General features: G+C 66.8%; 15 protein-coding genes and 1 pseudogene. 10 read left to right on the top strand and 6 right to left on the bottom strand.

The genetic code is table 11. The features are described 5' to 3' along the window. The first annotated feature begins 182 nt into the window (after positions 1–182). Both ACIGXW_RS16190 and ACIGXW_RS16185 read left to right on the top strand, forming a co-directional pair. Entirely contained in the window at positions 183–2,399 is a 2,217-nt protein-coding gene (locus ACIGXW_RS16190) for a hypothetical protein (RefSeq protein WP_399573572.1), read from the top strand. A gap of 1,300 nt (positions 2,400–3,699) precedes the next feature. Next, the gene (locus tag ACIGXW_RS16185; RefSeq protein ID WP_399573571.1) at positions 3,700–4,710 is read left to right on the top strand and encodes a helix-turn-helix domain-containing protein; all 1,011 of its coding nucleotides are present in this window, start codon (positions 3,700–3,702) and stop codon (positions 4,708–4,710) included. Between the two features lie 506 nt (positions 4,711–5,216). Here the strand turns inward: ACIGXW_RS16185 and ACIGXW_RS16180 are convergent. Further along, the gene (locus tag ACIGXW_RS16180; protein ID WP_399573569.1) at positions 5,217–5,399 is read right to left on the bottom strand and encodes a hypothetical protein; all 183 of its coding nucleotides are present in this window, start codon (positions 5,397–5,399) and stop codon (positions 5,217–5,219) included. A gap of 203 nt (positions 5,400–5,602) precedes the next feature. Here ACIGXW_RS16180 and ACIGXW_RS16175 point away from each other — a divergent pair, with 203 nt between their 5' ends. Together ACIGXW_RS16175 and ACIGXW_RS16170 are read left to right on the top strand one after the other, a co-directional pair. Continuing rightward, complete coding sequence (locus ACIGXW_RS16175) at positions 5,603–5,749, top strand: hypothetical protein (protein WP_399573568.1); 147 nt, start codon at positions 5,603–5,605, stop codon at positions 5,747–5,749. Positions 5,750–5,755: 6 nt separating this feature from the next. Further along, positions 5,756–6,643: a serine/threonine protein kinase gene (locus ACIGXW_RS16170; protein WP_399573567.1), complete on the top strand. Its 888-nt coding sequence runs from the start codon at positions 5,756–5,758 to the stop codon at positions 6,641–6,643. A 188-nt stretch (positions 6,644–6,831) separates the two neighbouring features. Here the strand turns inward: ACIGXW_RS16170 and ACIGXW_RS16165 are convergent, their stop codons facing one another. Together ACIGXW_RS16165 and ACIGXW_RS16160 are read right to left on the bottom strand one after the other, a co-directional pair. Next, complete coding sequence (locus ACIGXW_RS16165; RefSeq protein WP_399573565.1) at positions 6,832–8,088, bottom strand: DUF4365 domain-containing protein; 1,257 nt, start codon at positions 8,086–8,088, stop codon at positions 6,832–6,834. Positions 8,089–9,190: 1,102 nt separating this feature from the next. After that, positions 9,191–9,445 (bottom strand): C1 family peptidase, encoded by a 255-nt coding sequence (locus ACIGXW_RS16160; RefSeq protein ID WP_399573564.1) that lies wholly within the window; start codon positions 9,443–9,445, stop codon positions 9,191–9,193. 34 nt (positions 9,446–9,479) lie between these two features. On the opposite strand from ACIGXW_RS16160, the gene ACIGXW_RS16155 reads away from it, so the two are divergent. Then, a complete protein-coding gene (locus ACIGXW_RS16155) occupies positions 9,480–9,971 on the top strand; it encodes a hypothetical protein (protein WP_399573563.1) in 492 nt (163 codons plus the stop codon). 245 nt (positions 9,972–10,216) lie between these two features. Here ACIGXW_RS16155 and ACIGXW_RS16150 read toward each other — a convergent pair whose 3' ends face one another. Continuing rightward, positions 10,217–10,546: a tyrosine-type recombinase/integrase gene (locus ACIGXW_RS16150; protein ID WP_399573562.1), complete on the bottom strand. Its 330-nt coding sequence runs from the start codon at positions 10,544–10,546 to the stop codon at positions 10,217–10,219. Between ACIGXW_RS16150 and ACIGXW_RS16145 the strand changes: the two are divergent. After that, a pseudogene (locus tag ACIGXW_RS16145) lies at positions 10,537–10,665 on the top strand (IS5/IS1182 family transposase); the annotation flags it as partial. The gene ACIGXW_RS16150 and the pseudogene ACIGXW_RS16145 overlap by 10 nt on opposite strands. A gap of 112 nt (positions 10,666–10,777) precedes the next feature. On the opposite strand, the gene ACIGXW_RS16140 reads toward ACIGXW_RS16145, so the two are convergent. After that, positions 10,778–10,954, bottom strand: coding sequence for a DUF433 domain-containing protein (locus ACIGXW_RS16140; RefSeq protein WP_399573561.1), 177 nt, complete (start codon positions 10,952–10,954; stop codon positions 10,778–10,780). A gap of 591 nt (positions 10,955–11,545) precedes the next feature. On the opposite strand from ACIGXW_RS16140, the gene ACIGXW_RS16135 reads away from it, so the two are divergent. The 4 genes from ACIGXW_RS16135 (at position 11,546) to ACIGXW_RS16120 (ending at position 15,810) form a co-directional block, all read left to right on the top strand. Then, positions 11,546–11,935: a hypothetical protein gene (locus ACIGXW_RS16135; protein WP_399573560.1), complete on the top strand. Its 390-nt coding sequence runs from the start codon at positions 11,546–11,548 to the stop codon at positions 11,933–11,935. Positions 11,936–12,257: 322 nt separating this feature from the next. Next, the gene (locus ACIGXW_RS16130; RefSeq protein WP_399573559.1) at positions 12,258–12,857 is read left to right on the top strand and encodes a 2'-5' RNA ligase family protein; all 600 of its coding nucleotides are present in this window, start codon (positions 12,258–12,260) and stop codon (positions 12,855–12,857) included. A gap of 60 nt (positions 12,858–12,917) precedes the next feature. Next, positions 12,918–13,274, top strand: a complete 357-nt coding sequence (locus ACIGXW_RS16125) for a VOC family protein (RefSeq protein WP_399573558.1) — start codon at positions 12,918–12,920, stop codon at positions 13,272–13,274. Positions 13,275–13,422: 148 nt separating this feature from the next. Further along, the gene (locus tag ACIGXW_RS16120; RefSeq protein WP_399573557.1) at positions 13,423–15,810 is read left to right on the top strand and encodes an ATP-binding cassette domain-containing protein; all 2,388 of its coding nucleotides are present in this window, start codon (positions 13,423–13,425) and stop codon (positions 15,808–15,810) included. On the opposite strand, the gene ACIGXW_RS16115 is transcribed toward ACIGXW_RS16120, so the two are convergent. Next, entirely contained in the window at positions 15,795–17,186 is a 1,392-nt protein-coding gene (locus tag ACIGXW_RS16115; RefSeq protein ID WP_399574029.1) for a condensation domain-containing protein, read from the bottom strand. The genes ACIGXW_RS16120 and ACIGXW_RS16115 overlap by 16 nt on opposite strands. Positions 17,187–17,199 lie beyond the last annotated feature (13 nt).

Below are 17,199 nucleotides of genomic sequence, written 5' to 3'. Positions count from 1 at the left end.
GGGCAGGCGCAGACGTTGCACCGATGGAGGGTTCACAACGCGACTGTAGGGCTGCGTCCTACTTCTTCGGTACTCGTGCCACAGCAGCATTTGGCGGCCGGCAACTGAACCCAGAGGGGCCAGCTGGCACTGTCAGTGCCCGGGGCTAGGCTCGTGAGCCGAGCCCGACCAGGGGAGGATCCATGCTCGATTGCTCGCTGACCGCTGATGTACCGCTCGGCCCGTTCGAGGGGACCCCGGTCACTGTTCATTCGGCCAAAGGTAAGAACGCCAAGCTGCACGCCACGCCCAGTTGCACCCAGCTGCGGACACACAACGTGACGACGGCAGAGTTGCCGCTGAATGCGACAACGATCGGTCGACTGTGCTCGCGGTGTACGCAGTGGGGCTCGTGGGCACGGCCGGAGAGCGGGCTGGGCATCTTCCTCGGGGCACTTGGCGGAGTGGGCCTGCTGTACCAGCTGCAGTCCTATACCGCGCCGGACCCGGACGACGGCTGGGAGCAGGAAGAAGCGAAGGCCGCGGCTGACCTCCTCCAGGCCGAGTCCACGGCTGAGCGCGACGAGGAAGAAGAGGACGACGCCAGAGAACAGGAGGCGCGCGACGAGGCGGAGTGGCTTCGGGGCCGGGTGTTCGATGACTGGCGCGATGCCGCGAAGAGCCTGCACCAGGCCCGGGCCGTCGCCGCGATGTTCCCTTGGCTCGAGGACTGGGCGGAGCCGAAGCTGGTGGCGAAGGAGCGGTACCTGGAGGTTCTGCGGGCGCAGGCGGCCTTGTTCGTCGATCCGGCGGGGCTTCTTCTGGCCGCCGCAGTGGCCGGTATGAGCGAGCCGGAACTCCCCCTCGAGGATGAGGAATTCAGGGCGCTGGGAAAGAGCGCGGACATCGAGAAGCATGTGAAGGCGCTGTGGGGCGAGTGGCAGCGCAGGGCCTCGGAGGGCTGGGGGCGCCCCGGCGACCGCTCTTACGTCGCCTACAGCCTGGTGCGGCACATCCGTAGCAACCGCAAGGGCTATCACCAGGCTGTGAACGGTGCCCAGGGCCTCGTCGCCTCCTGGGAGGACGCCGCCCGCACGGCCGCGTCCTCAACGGCCCCTGTGCCCACGAGGCGCGTGATCGCGCGCCTGCCGGAAATCGGCGACGATACGGCGCACTCCCGTGAGACGGGCTTCCTGGCGAACCTGGACCGGTGGACGACGGGTGTGCTGGTCACCTACCTCGCCGATGCCGACTGGCGCCGCCGCACTCTCACACTTGAGGTCCCCGATCTCATCGCCGACCGGCTCCTTGCCCGGTCCTACCCAATCGAGTGCGAACTCCACGACGGCGGAGACGGCCCAATCGCGGAGGGGGAGGCGAGTGATCGTGCGAGCCATGTCCAGCCGGGGGTCTTCGATGACACCCCGGTTCTCGGCCGACTCCCGGTCACCGCCGATCACTTCCGCGCCTTGGGTACTGTCTCGCCCAACGCCGACCAGCTCTACATCGTCTTCTCGACGAGCAATGGGGCCGAGGTGCTGCCGCTGGCAGCCATCGAGAAGCGGCTGGCAAGCGGCTGGCACGGGGTCGTCATCGCCGGTGCCTCGGACCTTCCCTCGAGTGTGATCGAGCCATGGGTCGGTGAGATCGGCCGGAGGCCGGAAGAGCGGGAGAGCATCTGGCCCGAGCAAGTCCACGACGTGCATGACCCACGCTTCGGGGACTGGCTGGGCCTCACCGATGGAGCGCGGATGACTGCGTGGCTGACCTTCAGGGATCAAGACATCGAACGTAACCTCCGCTGCCTCGCCATGGCCCGGGGTGTTCATGATCTTCGGACCCTCGACAGCGGGAGCCGTCGGCGCGGAGTGCCCCACGATGTGTGGCAGGGCTTGCTGACCAGCAGGCGCCTGGACCTCGAGCCGTTCGAACCGCCCACCAGTGACCGGTGGCGAGGAGGCAGCGGAATTCCGCTGGGCGTGCTTGCCGAGGTGCAGATCTACACCACCAACGCCGATCCGCGAATCGAGGGCAAGGGGCACTCGCCGCTGTGCAGGCACTCCCGGGAGCGCGGCGTCATCGACGATGACGATCTGCTGACCGTAGGGGACCTGCTTGCCCGGGACGACTTCGACTGGTGCAGCAAGTGCGGCGGCTACGCGGCGCGTCGGCTCACCGACACCCAGCTTTCCTACTACCGCGCAGCTCACCGGCTCCACGACATCGCCCAGAGGCTCGACCCGAAGCGAGCCGGATACGGCCGGGCCGACTTGGAGAAGATCATTTCCCAGCTGAGCGAACTCGCCGATTGGCGCCCGATCGGCGAAGACCACTGGTACTCCCGGGGGGCGAGGAAGTGGTGGCAGATCGTCCGCCGCCTGCAGGCCCAGGCCGAGGCCGGCCGCCATGACATCCCATGACCACCCACACGCGACCAGCTCCTGACCACACTCGCTCCGCCTTGCTGGCTGGACTGGGTAGGGAGCCCTGCCGGATCGCCTCTTTGAGCTCGGTGCGGACCGCGCCCAGCTGATGCCGCCGTGCGACTCCGACGGACAACGAGACCACGAGGACATCAAGGGACGGGTGGAAGGTCGTACGAGACGCTGGGGTCGACGCCTCGCAGCGACGCGGCGGTGACCGTGTCGATCCAGCCCTGGGCTTTGGTCGATCGTGGCGCTGGACTCGGAGAGGGACCTGCGTTCGCGGGTGTGGGAATCAACCCACCGGACGCGCACCCGGTAGGGGAGCGGACGATCGGGGCGGTCTCGATGTCGGGGGAGAGGGGGATGGCGATGGGCAGTTGGTCGACGTGCACCATGAGGCGGCCCGCGCCGGGTCGATGCGGTGGTCGGCCAGCCACCGGTGGACGTCGCAGGCGCTGTACATCGTCAGGCGAGGGGACAGGCGGACGAAGGGAGGGCCCTGGGGCGTGCGGTTCGCCACCTGCGGAGGGTGGACGGATCCAGGTTGAGCATCCGGGCGAGCTGTTCGGTGGAGTGCCAGGACCCCTCCCCTTGGGCCGTCGGGCAGTGGCGCAAACGCAGACACCATCCGGTCCAGTCAAGGTGGGAAGAGCTCACTGTCCAAGGCTGCTTCCCGCACGCGATGGTCGGCGTAAGAGCGAGATGGCAGGGCCCGAAGTGCCGCAGGCAGGGCTCTGCGTGCGGCACTTTGAGCCGTGAGCAGTCCTCGCGGCAACGTGACATGCTCTCGATTCCCCGAATCCTGGGTGGAGCCCACGGTGCCCGGGCCAGGACCAGCGAGATCCGCTGGCCCTGGAGTCTCTAATCCCAAGGTGGGCCCTGCCGTGCGCGAGGTCAACCCTGAATGGGAACAGCGATGCGGGAATCGCGACTCGACAACCGCGCTACCTGCGTAAACGGATCGGTTGGGAAGCACCTGAGGCGTCGGCAACATGGATGCGGGAAACGGTTCAATGAGCGCTATGCGGCTTGGGTGCAGCGCTGATGAAGTGCCAACATCGGTTCGTGCGTGAGAGCGGCGTCGGCAACCGCTGCTCTGCGTGTGGTAGTTGGAGCCCGAATGCCCGAAAGGATCAGCGATGAGTGAGCAGAGTCGACGCGCAGCTTGCGTCGAAGCCGGCATCAAGCCCCTTGCCCCTACCGAGGCGATCTTGGTGATCATCATCCTCCTGGCGGTGACGGTCCTCGCTGTGACGGGAGTGCCTTCGCCTGCGGTTGCTGCTCTGTTGGGCGCGTGCTGTGCGGATGGCAGGCGCCTGGTGCAGAGGCTACGTGTTATGCAGCTTGGAATCGTTTCGCCGGAGCTTGGGCAGGCGTAGGCGTGGGGCGCCGAGAGAAGCCCATCGGCGCATGCAGTAAGTCCCTCGCAGCTCTCGTGTCGTGGCTACGGGCCAGGCGCGAGAGCTCAGGACTGAGCTACGCATGCCTCGCCGAGCGCACTCCCTATAGCGAAGACACCCTGGCTCGCGCCGCATCGGGCAGGTCCGTTCCAAAACTGATGGTGGTTCTGGCATTTGCTCAAGCCTGCGATGCGGACCTGGCTGAGGCGGAGCGACTGTGGAAGAGGGCCCGATATGAATCTCGCAGTGATGGAGAACGAGCGCAGCGTGTGGCCGTACACATAGATTTCGTCGGTAACTTCGTCGACTTGCACGCGGCTCTGATGGAACTCTACGCGCGGGATGGCCGTCGACCATATCGAGAGTTGAACGAGCGGGCGGGAGGATATGGCCGCCTTCCCCCGGCTACGGTCAGCCGTGTCCTCAATCGCCAAGTCTTGCCAAGCCGCGGCTTCGTGCTCTCCTTGGCGCAGGCATGTGGAGTACGCGGCGCTGCGCTCGAAGCCTGGGGAGAGGCGTGGGACCGTGCGGATGCTGTGCGCCGACCATGGCGTCACAACTCATATGCCCGCAACCGTCATCACGCGGGTCATAGAGGGCAGTCCATGCTACATGCGCCACTCGGAACGAGCAAGATGTATTCAGCAACCTCCGGAATGCCCCAAGAATCGTTTAAAGCTACGCCGAGGACGGGCTACGGAACCTCCTGTGTGGCCTGCGGCTATCTCGTGTGCAGCCATTCGGACATGGGAGCCCGCATGGGTGAGTACGTGTGGTGTATGGCCTGTGCCGATGGATCTCTCCAATTGAATGTAGCGTTGATCAATCGTATGCGCAGACGCCTGAATGCTCAGTTGAGCCTTTCTCTTGACCGTCCCGGCGAAGTGAGTGGCGGGGAAGGGTAGGGGAGGAGGATAGTGAGCTCTTCCGAGCTTGCCTAAGGCTTTTCCCGTAAAGAGCTTGGAGTAGGGAGTGACAAGGTCGTATGCAGTACGGCTTGTTCGCCTACCCGACGAGGGTGAGGTTGTGCAGGCGGGCGATCGTCCCTCTGGTGACGAGACTGCTGGACAGCCTCTACTGTGAGCGCGCCCTGCTCTCCAGGGTCTTCAGCGTCACGCAGGTGCCGACAGATCGCGGCGGCAGCGCTGGACAGCCCCTGAGGGCCTTCCCACTATGCCGGTTCTCACCTCTCCGGACCCCCGCTTGCGCCCGAACCGACGGCGACCGAGCAGCGTCCGCCTGCTCGTCAACCACAGGCGGATCAAGGAAGGCGCCGACTCGTCTTCCGCATCACCACACGCCCGGAGGAGCAGGCGCTCGGCGACTGGCTCGGCGAGGATCCGCGCCGCTATCTCGCCACCTGGGTCAATGACGCGGGTGCGCCCCTGATCTGGGCGGTGGATGGCGCGCGCTACTCCTCGAGCGGCCTGGTGATGCGCATCTGGCAGGCAGCCTCGTGGGCCGAGGCTCCTGTGGCGGTGCAGGGACCGGGTGCTGGGTCCTGCTCGGGGAAGGCACTCTCGTCGAGCTCGCCGAGGAACTCGCGGCCGACGGCGCGACCGGATCGGGTGATGACGTCTGTGGATCGTGACATCGGGGTCCTGGCGGTCCTCGACCACCGCTACGAACTGCGCACGCGACTCGGCGCCGGGGCCATGGGACAGGTCTGGCAGTCGTACGACCTGGAGCTGTGTCGCCCCGTCGCCGTTAGGCTCATCCATCCACACCATCTCCCCGCCACCGGCGACCGGACGGCCGCTGACGAGCTGATCGAGCGCTTCCGCCGGGAGGCCCGGCTTGTCGCGGGCTTTCGCCATCCCGGCCTCCCGGTGCCTCTACGACGCGCGCCTCGGACGGGATGCGGAGCACGTCTACATGGTGATGGGGCTCGTTCTCGGCGACACCCTCGAATCCGTCCTGCGGCACGGACAGCCGCTCACATAGGCGCAGGTGGTCGACATCGCTCTGCAGCTCTGCGACATCCTCACGCACACCCATGCCCTCCCAGTGATCCACCGGGACCTCAAGCTGGCGAACACCATGGTGTCGCCCACAGACCGGATCACCATGCTCGACTTCGGGGTCGCGGCGACGTTCAAGGGCGCTACTCGAACCCGCCAGCGGCTGACGCGCAACCGCCAGGTTCTCGGCACCGTCGGATACCTGGCCCCCGAGCAGGTCGTGCAGTCCGGGCTCATCGTCCCGCAGACCGACCTGTACGCGATCGGCTGCATCCTCTACGAACTCCTCACTGGAGGGGCGCCCTTCACAGACGCGCTGAACGTGCTCCTCCACCAGCCTCCGGTCCCGCTATCGATGCTGCGCCCCGAGATCCACCCAGTACTGGAAGCCGTCATCACCGAGACGCTGGCCAAGCGGCAGGACAAGCGCCCCCTCCGCACGGGCCGTCCTCGACCGCTTACTTCTCCCTCCAGCCCGGCGCGGAGCCCACTTCCGCCGCCTCTGTCTCGCTATCCGCCCCCGGCCCCGGCTCCGTGCCGGTACCGGTTCCCGAGCGCTTCAGTCACGCCTAGGCCCTCTTCGACGAGGGCGACCTCGGTCAAGCCCTGCCCGCCTACACGGCCCTCGCGAAGGAACTCGGCAGCGCTGGCCCCCAGCACGCGGACCAGGCGGCGCAGTGCGGGCTCGCGCCGCCCACTGCCGCATGGGCCTCGGGCACCTCCACCAGGCGCACAGGCAGTTCCGCGCTCTGGTCGACGAACTGGCCCCCGTCCGACGACCCCCCTTCTGCTGGGGGTTCGGCTCTACGCCGGAACTTTCCTGGTCAACTTGGGCGACTACGGCGCGGCCACGACCGAACTCACCGATTTTCACTAGTTTCTGCTGTCCCTGCCCAGGGAGCAGTACCGTCAGGAACTGATGGTGGTAAGCCAGCATCTGGACCGGATCAGGCGGGGTTACGCTGGCTGATACGTATCGGTTCCTCACTGTCCCTCCCTCCGCTTGGGCCGGATTCATCGCCTCCGAGAGGCCGTGTACGAGTCCACTCAAGCGCGGTCGAGTTGTCACGTCCGCCCACAGTGCCGGACCTCCTCGGACGCTGTGGGCCTGGGCTCGGGGATGCGCCAGACGATTCGGACCTGCTCGTCAAGGGGGAGGGAGGGGCCACCGACGTAGATGCGGTGAATGAGGTAAAGGATGGCCAGGCGAAATGCCTCCGGCTCGATGTTGCCCATCGTAGCTACTCTCGCCCGGCTCAGCTTGTTTACCTGGCGGACGATGCGCGGCTCGGATTCGAGAGGGCCGAGCTCGGCGACGACGTCTGTTTCGAGCCTGTCGTCCTCGCGCATGGCCAGGATCGAGCGCTGCATTAGACCGGGTTCGGCTTCAATCCGGTCGAGAATGCGGGTGAGGATGTAGTCATGGATCACATCCGCCTCGATTCTGCCGTGCTCCTCGAACTCCTCGCCTGCGCAGCTCGGACACCCCTGGCACTCGACGGGGTCAACGAGGCCATCTTCCGGCCCTTCGTCGGCTTGCCGAGTGGAGATGAAGCACGAGGCTGCCCACATGATCTCGGATCGGCTCAGCTCCAGATCTTCGGCGGTGGACAGGTCGGGGTCGGCGAGTCCGGTGTCTCTTCCGTCCTCCGGCATCGAAAGCTCGGAGCGCATCAGGGACTCCAGGCTGACCCAAACCGGTTGCCAGCCTTGGGTGCTGAGCAGTTGCGTCGCCACCGCGTCTCCCGGGCGTTTCCAGAAGATGAGGTCCTCGTCGTCGCCGTTGACGAAGTGCAGAACGTGGTCCGCCGGGTCGAATTCGGCTCCGGACATTTCGCTCAGATGGGTTAGGACGGCCTGTCGGCCTCCGTAGCGTCCGACGTAGCGGCGGGCCTGGGTGACGAAGGAGCCCATTGTCGTGTCGTCCAGGACCGCGTTGGGGCTGACGCCGATGAAGCGTGGTGGATGAAGGGGGCCGAACCGGCGGAGCTGTTGGGTTGCGTTCGCCCAGTGCAATCTCTTGCTATCCGGGTCGTACACCACGCAGTAGACGGGGATGTTCCCGTTCGCCCAGGTGTCGCCGTGGTGGTGGACGGGCACCGCGTAGCCGTTGCCTCGACGCCAGCTGTCCCCACCCTTGACCTGGACTTTAATCGTGTCGCTCGTGACATTCCCGTCGTCGGTGAAGGTGACGTAGAAGTCCTCACCGAAGTCGTTCTGTCCGGATATCTCTTGAACGATGTGATCATGCTTTTCGAGCAGGGCGCGCAGCGCGTTCACAGCAGCCTGCCCAACGCGCCGTCCATTCGGGAGCTTCGGCATGTCGCCCTCTCTAGAGGTTTCTCGTCTACCCGGGCGGATCCGGACAATGTCGTCATCCGTCATCGTGCCCCATGCCTCTGACATCGGGCCTCGTAGGAGGGAAGCGTCGGGTCCCAGCGGAGCGTGGGTGGCACCGCTCGTTAACGATGAAGGCCAAGGCCGCTGATCGGCAACTTGCCTGGTCGGATCGGTACGGCAGCCGATGTGGTGACAGCAGTGGAGCTGTTCAGGCGACGTGACTCCATATCCGCTTCGTCCTGCCGGACGCATCAGCGCGCAGTCGGATCCCGTGGCCGGCCGCAGGGCGGCTTCCCACAAAAGGGCCGGCGTATGGAAGGCGATGGGTGGGAGGCGCGGGGGACGCTCGCGGGGCGGACTGACCAGCAAGGTCCATCTGCTGTCCGGCGACCGCGCCCGCCCGCTGGTTTGGCGGACCTCGCCCTACCGGCGGGGCGACAGCCTCATGCTCATCCTGGTGCTGGAGGACCTGCGGATCCAGCCGCATGGACCGGGCCGGCCGCGCCGCCGTCCGGACCGCGTGCGCGGTGACAAAGCGTATTCCGGCCGTGACAACCGCACCTACCCGCGACAGCGGGGCATCAAGGTCACCATCGAGGGCCAACCGCAAGTGCCGGGGCCGGGTAGGCGGTCGCCCCCCCGCCTTCGATAAGGGCCAGCACCGGGCCGTCGTCCGATCTGGCGCTCGGCGTTACGCTGGCATTGTGGCCAGCCGGCAATCCCTGAACCGTGGGTGACCAAGATGCAGGGGCTGGGGACCATTTGGGGACCACATGTTGTGCATGTTAATGAACAACTGGTGCGTTAGTGAGTGAATCGCCATGGCGGTTTGCCTTATTCGACGTTGCTGTGACCCTCGGATACTTGACTGGGGGTCAAGGGGTCGTGGGTTCAAATCCCGCCGTCCCGACTAGAGGTTCGCCTCGTAGTCGCAGATCAGAGCCCTGCTTCACTGAAGTGAAGCAGGGCTCTTGTTCGTTTTCCGCCCTGTTGTGTCACATTTGGTCACAGATGTTGTGGATCACACCGATTCGGCCAGGAAGGTGAGGGAGCGGCCCAGCCCGCCCTTCCGGCTCCGGCACAGTCAGGCAGGCTGTTCATTGAACGGGGTGACGCCGATGTTCTCGGCGTTCACAAGCACCCAGAAGTCATCTGCGAGGCCCTGGGTGACGTAGTCGTACGGCATGTAGCCGTAGCCGTTGTCGCCCCAGGACGTACCCCAGGAGTTGCGGATGATGAGTGCGCCTGTCGTGGTGCTGCTGTCGACAGGGTTGGCCACAGCACGGTTGTCGTCGTAGCCGACGGCAACGATCGCGTGCCCCCCCGAGAACGGTCTCATGCGACGAGGGGAAGGGGATGTTACCCCCGGTGGCTTGCCGGATGCTCGTGTAGACCGGGAAGCCGAACATAGAGGGCAGCCCAGCCGCGAGGCTGGCCTTGATGTCGGTGAGCAGTTCGTTGAGGTTGATGGCCGGTGGGTCCAGCCGGTAGTACAGCAGGGCCTGGTAATTCGCTCCGAAGGCGTAGCAGAACGCGGGCGGTTCGTCGTCGAAGTGCTCGACATCGTAGGCCCAGAACTTCTCCGGGGGGACGCCGAAGAGCGCAAGCGCACCCATGGTGGAGCGGAGGTACGCACCGGTGTCGCCCTGGAGGTTGAGGAAGTTGCGCGTCACCTTGTAGACGAAGCGGCGGGAGCCGGGGATGTAGGAACCGGAGGACTGAATCTGAAAGTACTCAAGTACTCCAGTGGCGGCATTGGCCGTGCACGAGCCAAGATCCCCCTGATCCACAATGGGAGAACACTTGGGGCGCAGGTCAACGAGCGGAGGTGGCGCAGCGAGTGCTCGGGAAAGCATCCCTGCTGAGCCGAGGAGTTTGTTGACCTGCGGTGCGTCTTTGGTGTAGTCGCGGATGTCAGGGCGGTCGGGTATCCAGCCCATCCCGCCAACTGGTCCATTGAGTGGAGCGTTCATGAGCGGACCTTCTCTTCAAGAGCGGAGCACGGAAGAAATAGGCCCAAATGGGCGAATCCATCCTCTCTTGGTATAAAAGACTTACGAGTGGGCCGCAAACGGGACTAGGCCAAACGGGCGATGTGTGGGGATCTTCCTCAAGGCGCGAGCAGCTCCCCGAGCTTGTCCGAGCCGGCCTGAAGGCTCCTGGGGTCGGGGTGAACGTAGATCCGCTTGATGAAGGACAGGTCCGAGTGGCCCGCCCAGGCTGAGACCACGGTGTCGGGGACGCCGTTGTTGGCCATCCAGGACAGGACCGCATGACGGGCGTCGTAGAGACGGACACGACGTACACCGGCCTTCTCCATGAGCCGGTAGGCCTCCCGCCGCAGCTTGTCGGTCTTACAACGGCTAACAGAATGAGGTTGGTTGTTGCTGGTGGCCGCGTCTGGCGGGCGGGTTGAGCGTTGTCCGGCTTGTGGGGGCATCACTGTGGATCGTGTCGGATGAGCTGTGAGAGCGGATCGAGCCGCTGCTGCCCTGCAAGGAGCGGAGGTTCCGGCATCCGGGCCGTCGGCGGCTGCCGGACCGGCAGGTGCTGTGCGGCAAAAGTGTTCGTTGAGTTGCGGGTACGAGCGCCGAGGGGGCATACATTCATCGAAGAGCAGCTTATGCTTGTAAAATGCTTTAGGAATGGACGGGACGATCGGACAGCTGGACTACTTCATCGACGCGCCGCGGAGCGTATTGAGTGAGATCCAGGGATACCAGCCGTGGATCTCTTCGAATGAGGCACCCTCAAGACGCAGACTGAGAACGTGGGCAACGCGAATTTGAATGCCCCTGATAACGGGGTGCTCAGAAGCCACTTGCGGCTTTGAGCCAATATATTTCATATAGATACGGCACCTTTCTCATAACACACCCCACCACCCGAGATCAACCCCCAACTTTTTCCTTCTTCCGTCTCTTGATTCTCGGAAGCCGAAATACCGTTGTCGCGGTCTCATCGTCCATAGGGCGTCCTCGTCGGGCGACGGAGCGGGGTATCGGCGGCGGGGTCGGCTTCTCCATGACGCCGGGGACGAAATAGCGGTCTAGATGGTATTCCTCGACCGCGGCGAGCTCGGACGGATCCACTGCGAGGTCTGGGAGATCCGGCGTTCGGACCTTGCGGGTGGTGTCGTTAGGCAGGCACATGAAGGCCTCACCGACGCTCAGGCCCTGGATCTCTCGGGCAATGGCGCTCCCACTGTTCGATCAGTGAGCGTGGATCGACCAGACAAGCGTTTCACGCTTCAACGATTTAGACCTCCATCATTCAGCCAGCTGACCTGGGCTGGCGTATGAAGAGCGGGAGTGTAAGAGAGCGCGCGCTGTCGGCGAGCTTCGCCCGCTTTCGAGACCGGGGTTCGCAATCGGTGGCTGTGGGAGAGAATTCGGCGGGGCGACTCACCCAACTCACCCGGCGTGAAGGGGCTTCAGCCGTGGCCGGAATGTGGGAAGCGAAGATCAACCGTCTGTACTTCGCGCTCGACGGGACCTTGAGCGCCGCCGACAGCCTCAAGATCGGCCAGCCGTACGATGTCATCGCCGAGATCGAGGTCGGCGCAGCACTCAACAACGTAAACATCGAGGACAAGCTCGTGGTCACCGTCACCAACCTGACGACTGGCATGGTTGTCAGGACGGAGAAGCCCACCCGTGTCCTGACGCCGACCAACACCATCCGCCGGGAATCACGCTCGGTAGATTTTGCATCACTGGTCGCACTCGACGGAGACGTTCTCACGGCGACCTGCTCCTACCGGGCCGAAGGTGGCGGCAACGTAAGCACCGACACTGGCAGCACCATTCCGACGCCCGCCGTCGCCTGACGGATTCACGGGATTCTCTCGGAAACGGCGGGTCCAAAACGCCCACGCGTGACGTGTCACCGCGGTGTCACACGCTCCGCGTGACAACCCGGACCACACCCCGCTGAGCTGGACGCTTCCCCTGCTCCGTGGACCATGCGGACCATTCGGACTGGGTTTCAGCCTCTGGGGGTCAAGGGGTCGTGGGTTCAAATCCCGCCGTCCCGACCAGCGATTTTCGCAGGTCGGAGGCCGTTTCCTCGTAAGAGGGAACGGCCTTTTCTGATGTTCCGTCGGCTTTCGCCGCTCTGCGTCGGCGGCTGCTCTGCCGGACCATGGCGGTGTGGACGGGAACCCGGTTTTCGGTGGGGCCGGGCCGGTGGGTGTGCTCGAGGTGGCGCCTACGGCGCGGACGGCGGTGGCGTGGTTGCCGCCGCGGGAGCTGTGGCCGGCGATCCAGGACATCCGCTGGGAGCACGATCCTCAGGTGCGGCGGTGGCCGCCGCATGTGAATCTGCTGTTCGGGTTCGTGCCGGAGGAGGAGTTCGCGCGAGCCGTGCCGCTGCTCGCCGCCGGGGCGGCGGAGAGTCCGGTGTTCACGGTGCGGCTGGCCGGCGTGAAGTATTTCCGGCACCGGGGCTACGCGACGGTGTGGCTCGATCCGGCCGCGGCGGGGGCGGCGCCCTGGGACCGGCTCCATCAGGTGCTGGGGTCGTGGTTCCCCCTCTGCCGCGGGCGCGGCGGGCGTTTCACCCCGCATCTCTCCCTCGGTCGCACGGGGGAACCGCGGCGTCTGGCCGCCGAGTGCGCCGCCCGGCTCGGCGCGCTGCCGGCCGTGGTCGAGGAGGTGGTCCTGCTCTCCCGGCGCGGTGAGGGGCCCATGCGGCCCCGGGTCGTGATCGCGCTGGGCACGGGCGAGGTCCGCCGGCTGGCGGAGTACTGAGTCGCACATAGCGTGTATATCGGACGATTTCGATCCGGTTTAACGACCTCAGGAGTGATCATGACCGGCTCTTCTACCCAGGGGATCAAGACCGTGCTGCACCCCGTCTCCGACCTGGCGGCCGCCAAGAAGGTGTATGCCGCCCTGCTCGGCCTGCCGCCGCAGTACGACGACTCCTCCTACGTCGGCTTCGAGGCCGGGGGTCAGCACATCGGGCTGGTGCCGGGCGGCGGACCGCAGGGCATGACCTCGCCGGTGGCCTACTGGCACGTACCGGACATCGAGGCGAAGCTGGCCGAGGTGACCGCCGCGGGGGCCACCGTGAAGGAGCCCGCGCACGACGTCGGCGGCGGTCGCATGGTGGCCACCGTCACCGACCCCGACGGCAACGTCCTCGGGTTGCTCCAGGACCGGTGAGTCGCCGCCGCTTCCGCTTCCGCGTGCGTACAACTGACCGCCTCGTACGGCTCGGTGGGCACACGCGTACCCTCGGAGCCGTTCAGATCGAGCCAGGCGACCACGGCGGAAACCGCGAAGGCGGCCCCGCCTGACGGATGGAGACACGATGAGCACGGCGAAGAGGACGGGCGCACAGCCGTCCGCGCAGCACGATGCCGACAGCCACGATCTGATTCGGGTGTACGGCGCGCGCGTGAACAACCTCAAGGACGTCAGCGTCGAGATCCCCAAGCGCCGGCTGACGGTGTTCACCGGCGTCTCCGGCTCGGGCAAGAGCTCGCTGGTGTTCGACACGATCGCCGCGGAGTCGCAGCGGCTGATCAACGAGACGTACAGCGCCTTCGTACAGGGCTTCATGCCGACGCTGGCGCGGCCCGAGGTCGACGTCCTCGAGGGGCTGACGACCGCGATCATCGTCGACCAGCAGCGGATGGGCGCCGACCCCCGCTCCACCGTCGGCACCGCCACCGACGCCAACGCGATGCTGCGCATCCTCTTCAGCCGGCTCGGGAAGCCGCACATCGGCCCGCCCAGCGCGTACTCCTTCAACACCGCCTCGGTCCGGGCGAGCGGGGCGATCACGGTCGAGCGCGGCGCCAAGAAGGCGGTGAAGGCGACCTACTCCCGCACCGGCGGCATGTGTACGCGCTGCGAAGGCCGCGGCACGGTCTCCGACATCGACCTCACCCAGCTCTACGACGACTCCAAGTCGCTCAGCGAGGGCGCGCTCACGATCCCCGGCTACAGCATGGACGGCTGGTACGGCCGCATCTTCACCGGCTGCGGCTTCTTCGACCCGGACAAGCCGATCCGGAAGTACACGAAGAAGGAGCTGCACGACCTCCTCCACAAGGAGCCGACCAAGATCAAGGTCGAGGGCGTCAACCTGACGTACGAGGGGTTGATCCCGAAGATCCAGAAGTCGATGCTGGCCAAGGACATCGACGCGCTGCAGCCGCACGTCCGCGCGTTCGTGGAGCGGGCGATGACGTTCACCACCTGCCCCGAGTGCGACGGCACCCGGCTCAGCGAGGGGGCCCGTTCGTCGAAGATCAAGAAGATCAGCATCGCCGACGCCTGCGCGATGGAGATCCGCGACCTGGCCGAGTGGGTCCGCGGTCTGAAGGAGCCGACGGTGGCGCCGCTGCTCACCGCCCTGCAGGGGACCCTCGACTCGTTCGTGGAGATCGGTCTCGGCTACCTCTCGCTCGACCGGCCCTCGGGCACGCTGTCGGGCGGTGAGGCGCAGCGCGTCAAGATGATCCGCCACCTCGGCTCCTCGCTCACCGACGTCACGTACGTCTTCGACGAGCCCACCACGGGCCTGCACCCCCATGACATCAGCCGGATGAACGACCTGCTGCTCCGGCTGCGGGACAAGGGCAACACGGTGCTCGTCGTGGAGCACAAGCCGCAGGCGATCGCGATCGCCGACCATGTCGTCGACCTCGGGCCCGGCGCCGGTACGGGAGGCGGCACCGTCTGCTTCGAGGGCACCGTGGAGGGGCTGCGGGCCGGCGACACCGTCACCGGCCGCCATCTCGGCGACCGGACCGCCCTCAAGGAGACGGTGCGCGAGCCCACCGGGACGCTGCGGATCCGCGGCGCGTCGACGCACAACCTGCAGGGCGTCGACGTCGACATCCCGCTCGGGGTGCTGGTCGTCGTCACCGGCGTCGCCGGCTCCGGCAAGAGCTCGCTCGTGCACGGGTCGATGCCCTCCGAAGAGGGGGTGGTGTCGGTCGACCAGGGCGCGATCCGCGGCTCCAGGCGCAGCAACCCGGCGACGTACACCGGGCTGCTCGACCCGATCCGCAAGGCCTTCGCGAAGGCCAACGGCGTGAAGCCGGCCCTGTTCAGCGCCAACTCCGAGGGCGCCTGCCCCACGTGCAACGGTGCGGGCGTCATCTTCACCGACCTGGCGATGATGGCCGGTGTCGCCGTCACCTGCGAGGACTGCGAGGGCAAGCGGTTCCAGGCGTCGGTCCTCGAATACCTCCTCGGCGGTCGTGACATCAGCGAGGTGCTGGCGATGTCGGTGACCGAAGCCGAGGAGTTCTTCGCCGACGGCGAGGCGCGCATCCCGGCCGCGCACAAGATCCTCACCCGGCTCGCCGACGTCGGTCTCGGCTACCTCAGCCTCGGCCAGCCGCTCACCACGCTCTCCGGCGGCGAGCGGCAGCGCCTGAAGCTCGCGACCCACATGGCCGGGAAGGGCGGCGTCTACGTCCTCGACGAGCCGACCACCGGCCTGCACCTCGCCGACGTCGAGCAGCTGTTGGGCCTGCTCGACCAGCTCGTCGACTCCGGCAAGTCGGTCATCGTCGTCGAGCACCACCCGGCGGTCATGGCGCACGCCGACTGGATCATCGACCTGGGCCCCGGCGCCGGCCACGACGGCGGCAGGATCGTCTTCGAGGGCGCACCCGCCGACCTCGTCGCCGCCCGTTCCACCCTCACCGGCGAGCACCTCGCGGACTACGTCGGCAGCTGACCGGGGCCCCGGACACCGGGCCCACCCGACGCGGTGAGCATGATCTCCCTGACCCGGTCGAGGTACTTCGGCACGCCCGCCGCGGCCTGTGGGGTGTCGGGCATGCTCACCACCAGGTCGGCCCGGTCGGGGAACCAGTTGAACCACATCGACACGCCGCTGGCGTTGTCGGGGCCGGTCAGGAGCCTGGTGTCCGCACGGAGGTAGTCGGCGGATCCCGGCGCGGTCCGGCCGTCCAGGTAGGACGCCATCGGAGGGATGGCGGGGACGTCGCCTTCCGTGAGGAGGAGTTCCAGCGCCCGGTGCACCGGCACGTCGTATCCCGCGCGGGCCTTCTGGAAGCCCTGTTGGGCGGCGGCGATCGCGCCGGCGAGCGTGGGGGAGGAGGGCAACCGGAACAGCAAGGGCACGAGGTTGACCAGCCAGCCGTGCGTGTGGAGCAGCCGGGGGTAGGCCCTGGTCGACACGGCGGTGAGCACGCGGTAGACGTCGTTGCCGGTGAACTCCCACTGGGCGAGCGCCAGCGCGGCGAAGGCGCCCGCGCCGAACCCGCCGCCGTGCCGGCCGCAATAGGCGCGGAACGCGCGTGCCTGGGCGCCGGTGAGCACCGGGTAGTGGAGCCGCGTGCCGGGCAGCAGTTCGCCGGCGTCGTTGCCCAGCTCGACGGGGAAGTGGGGGAAGCCGCCGTCCCCCACGGCCAGGAACTCCGACCAGGCGGCGAGCTCCGGCGCGTCCGCCGTCAGCGCCGCGGAGCGTTCCCGCTCGCGGCGGTTGCAGTCCAGGTAGCCGTGTGCCGGTGCCAGGTCGACCGGGGCGCCGCCGAGGGCCGCGTCGTACCGGGTGCGGAGCTCGTCGAACAGCAGCGCGAGGGAGTGCCCGTCGGTGTAGGCGTGGTCGATCGCGAAGTACACCGTGGACGTCGTGTCCCGGCGGACCACTCCGGCCAGCAGACCCGGCCAACTCGTCGTCGCGGTCCGCTCGTCGAGCCGTCGGTGCAGGTAGGCGCGCAGGTCGTCCGTGCTCGTGAAGTCGCCCACGTGCGACGGGCGTACCGTGACGGAGCCGGGTGGCAGGCGGAACCCGGTCAGGTCGTCGTCCTCCGGCTCGTACCAGGTGTGGAACGCCTCGTGCCGGCGCACGAGCCCTTGCCACGCGGCGGCGAGCGCGTCGGTATCGGCCCGGCCCGGCAGGTCGAACACCATGGCCACCCAGGGCGACTGCCGCCGCCCGGCGGCGCGGTGGGCGGCCGCCGACTGCATGTGCGACCGCTGGAAGTACGACGCGGGCACGTCGTGCGGTACGGGCGCCCGGTCGGTGGCCGGCTCGAACTCGATCACCTCGCCCGGATCGGGCCGCCAGTCGAGGATCTGGGTCATACGCACGGTGGGG

Origin of the sequence: Streptomyces sp. NPDC053079 (assembly GCF_044546695.1) — a bacterium.
Lineage (GTDB): Bacteria > Actinomycetota > Actinomycetes > Streptomycetales > Streptomycetaceae > Streptomyces.
The sequence above is the reverse complement of the archived record's forward strand: the minus strand, read 5'-3'. Positions and strand labels throughout refer to the sequence as shown.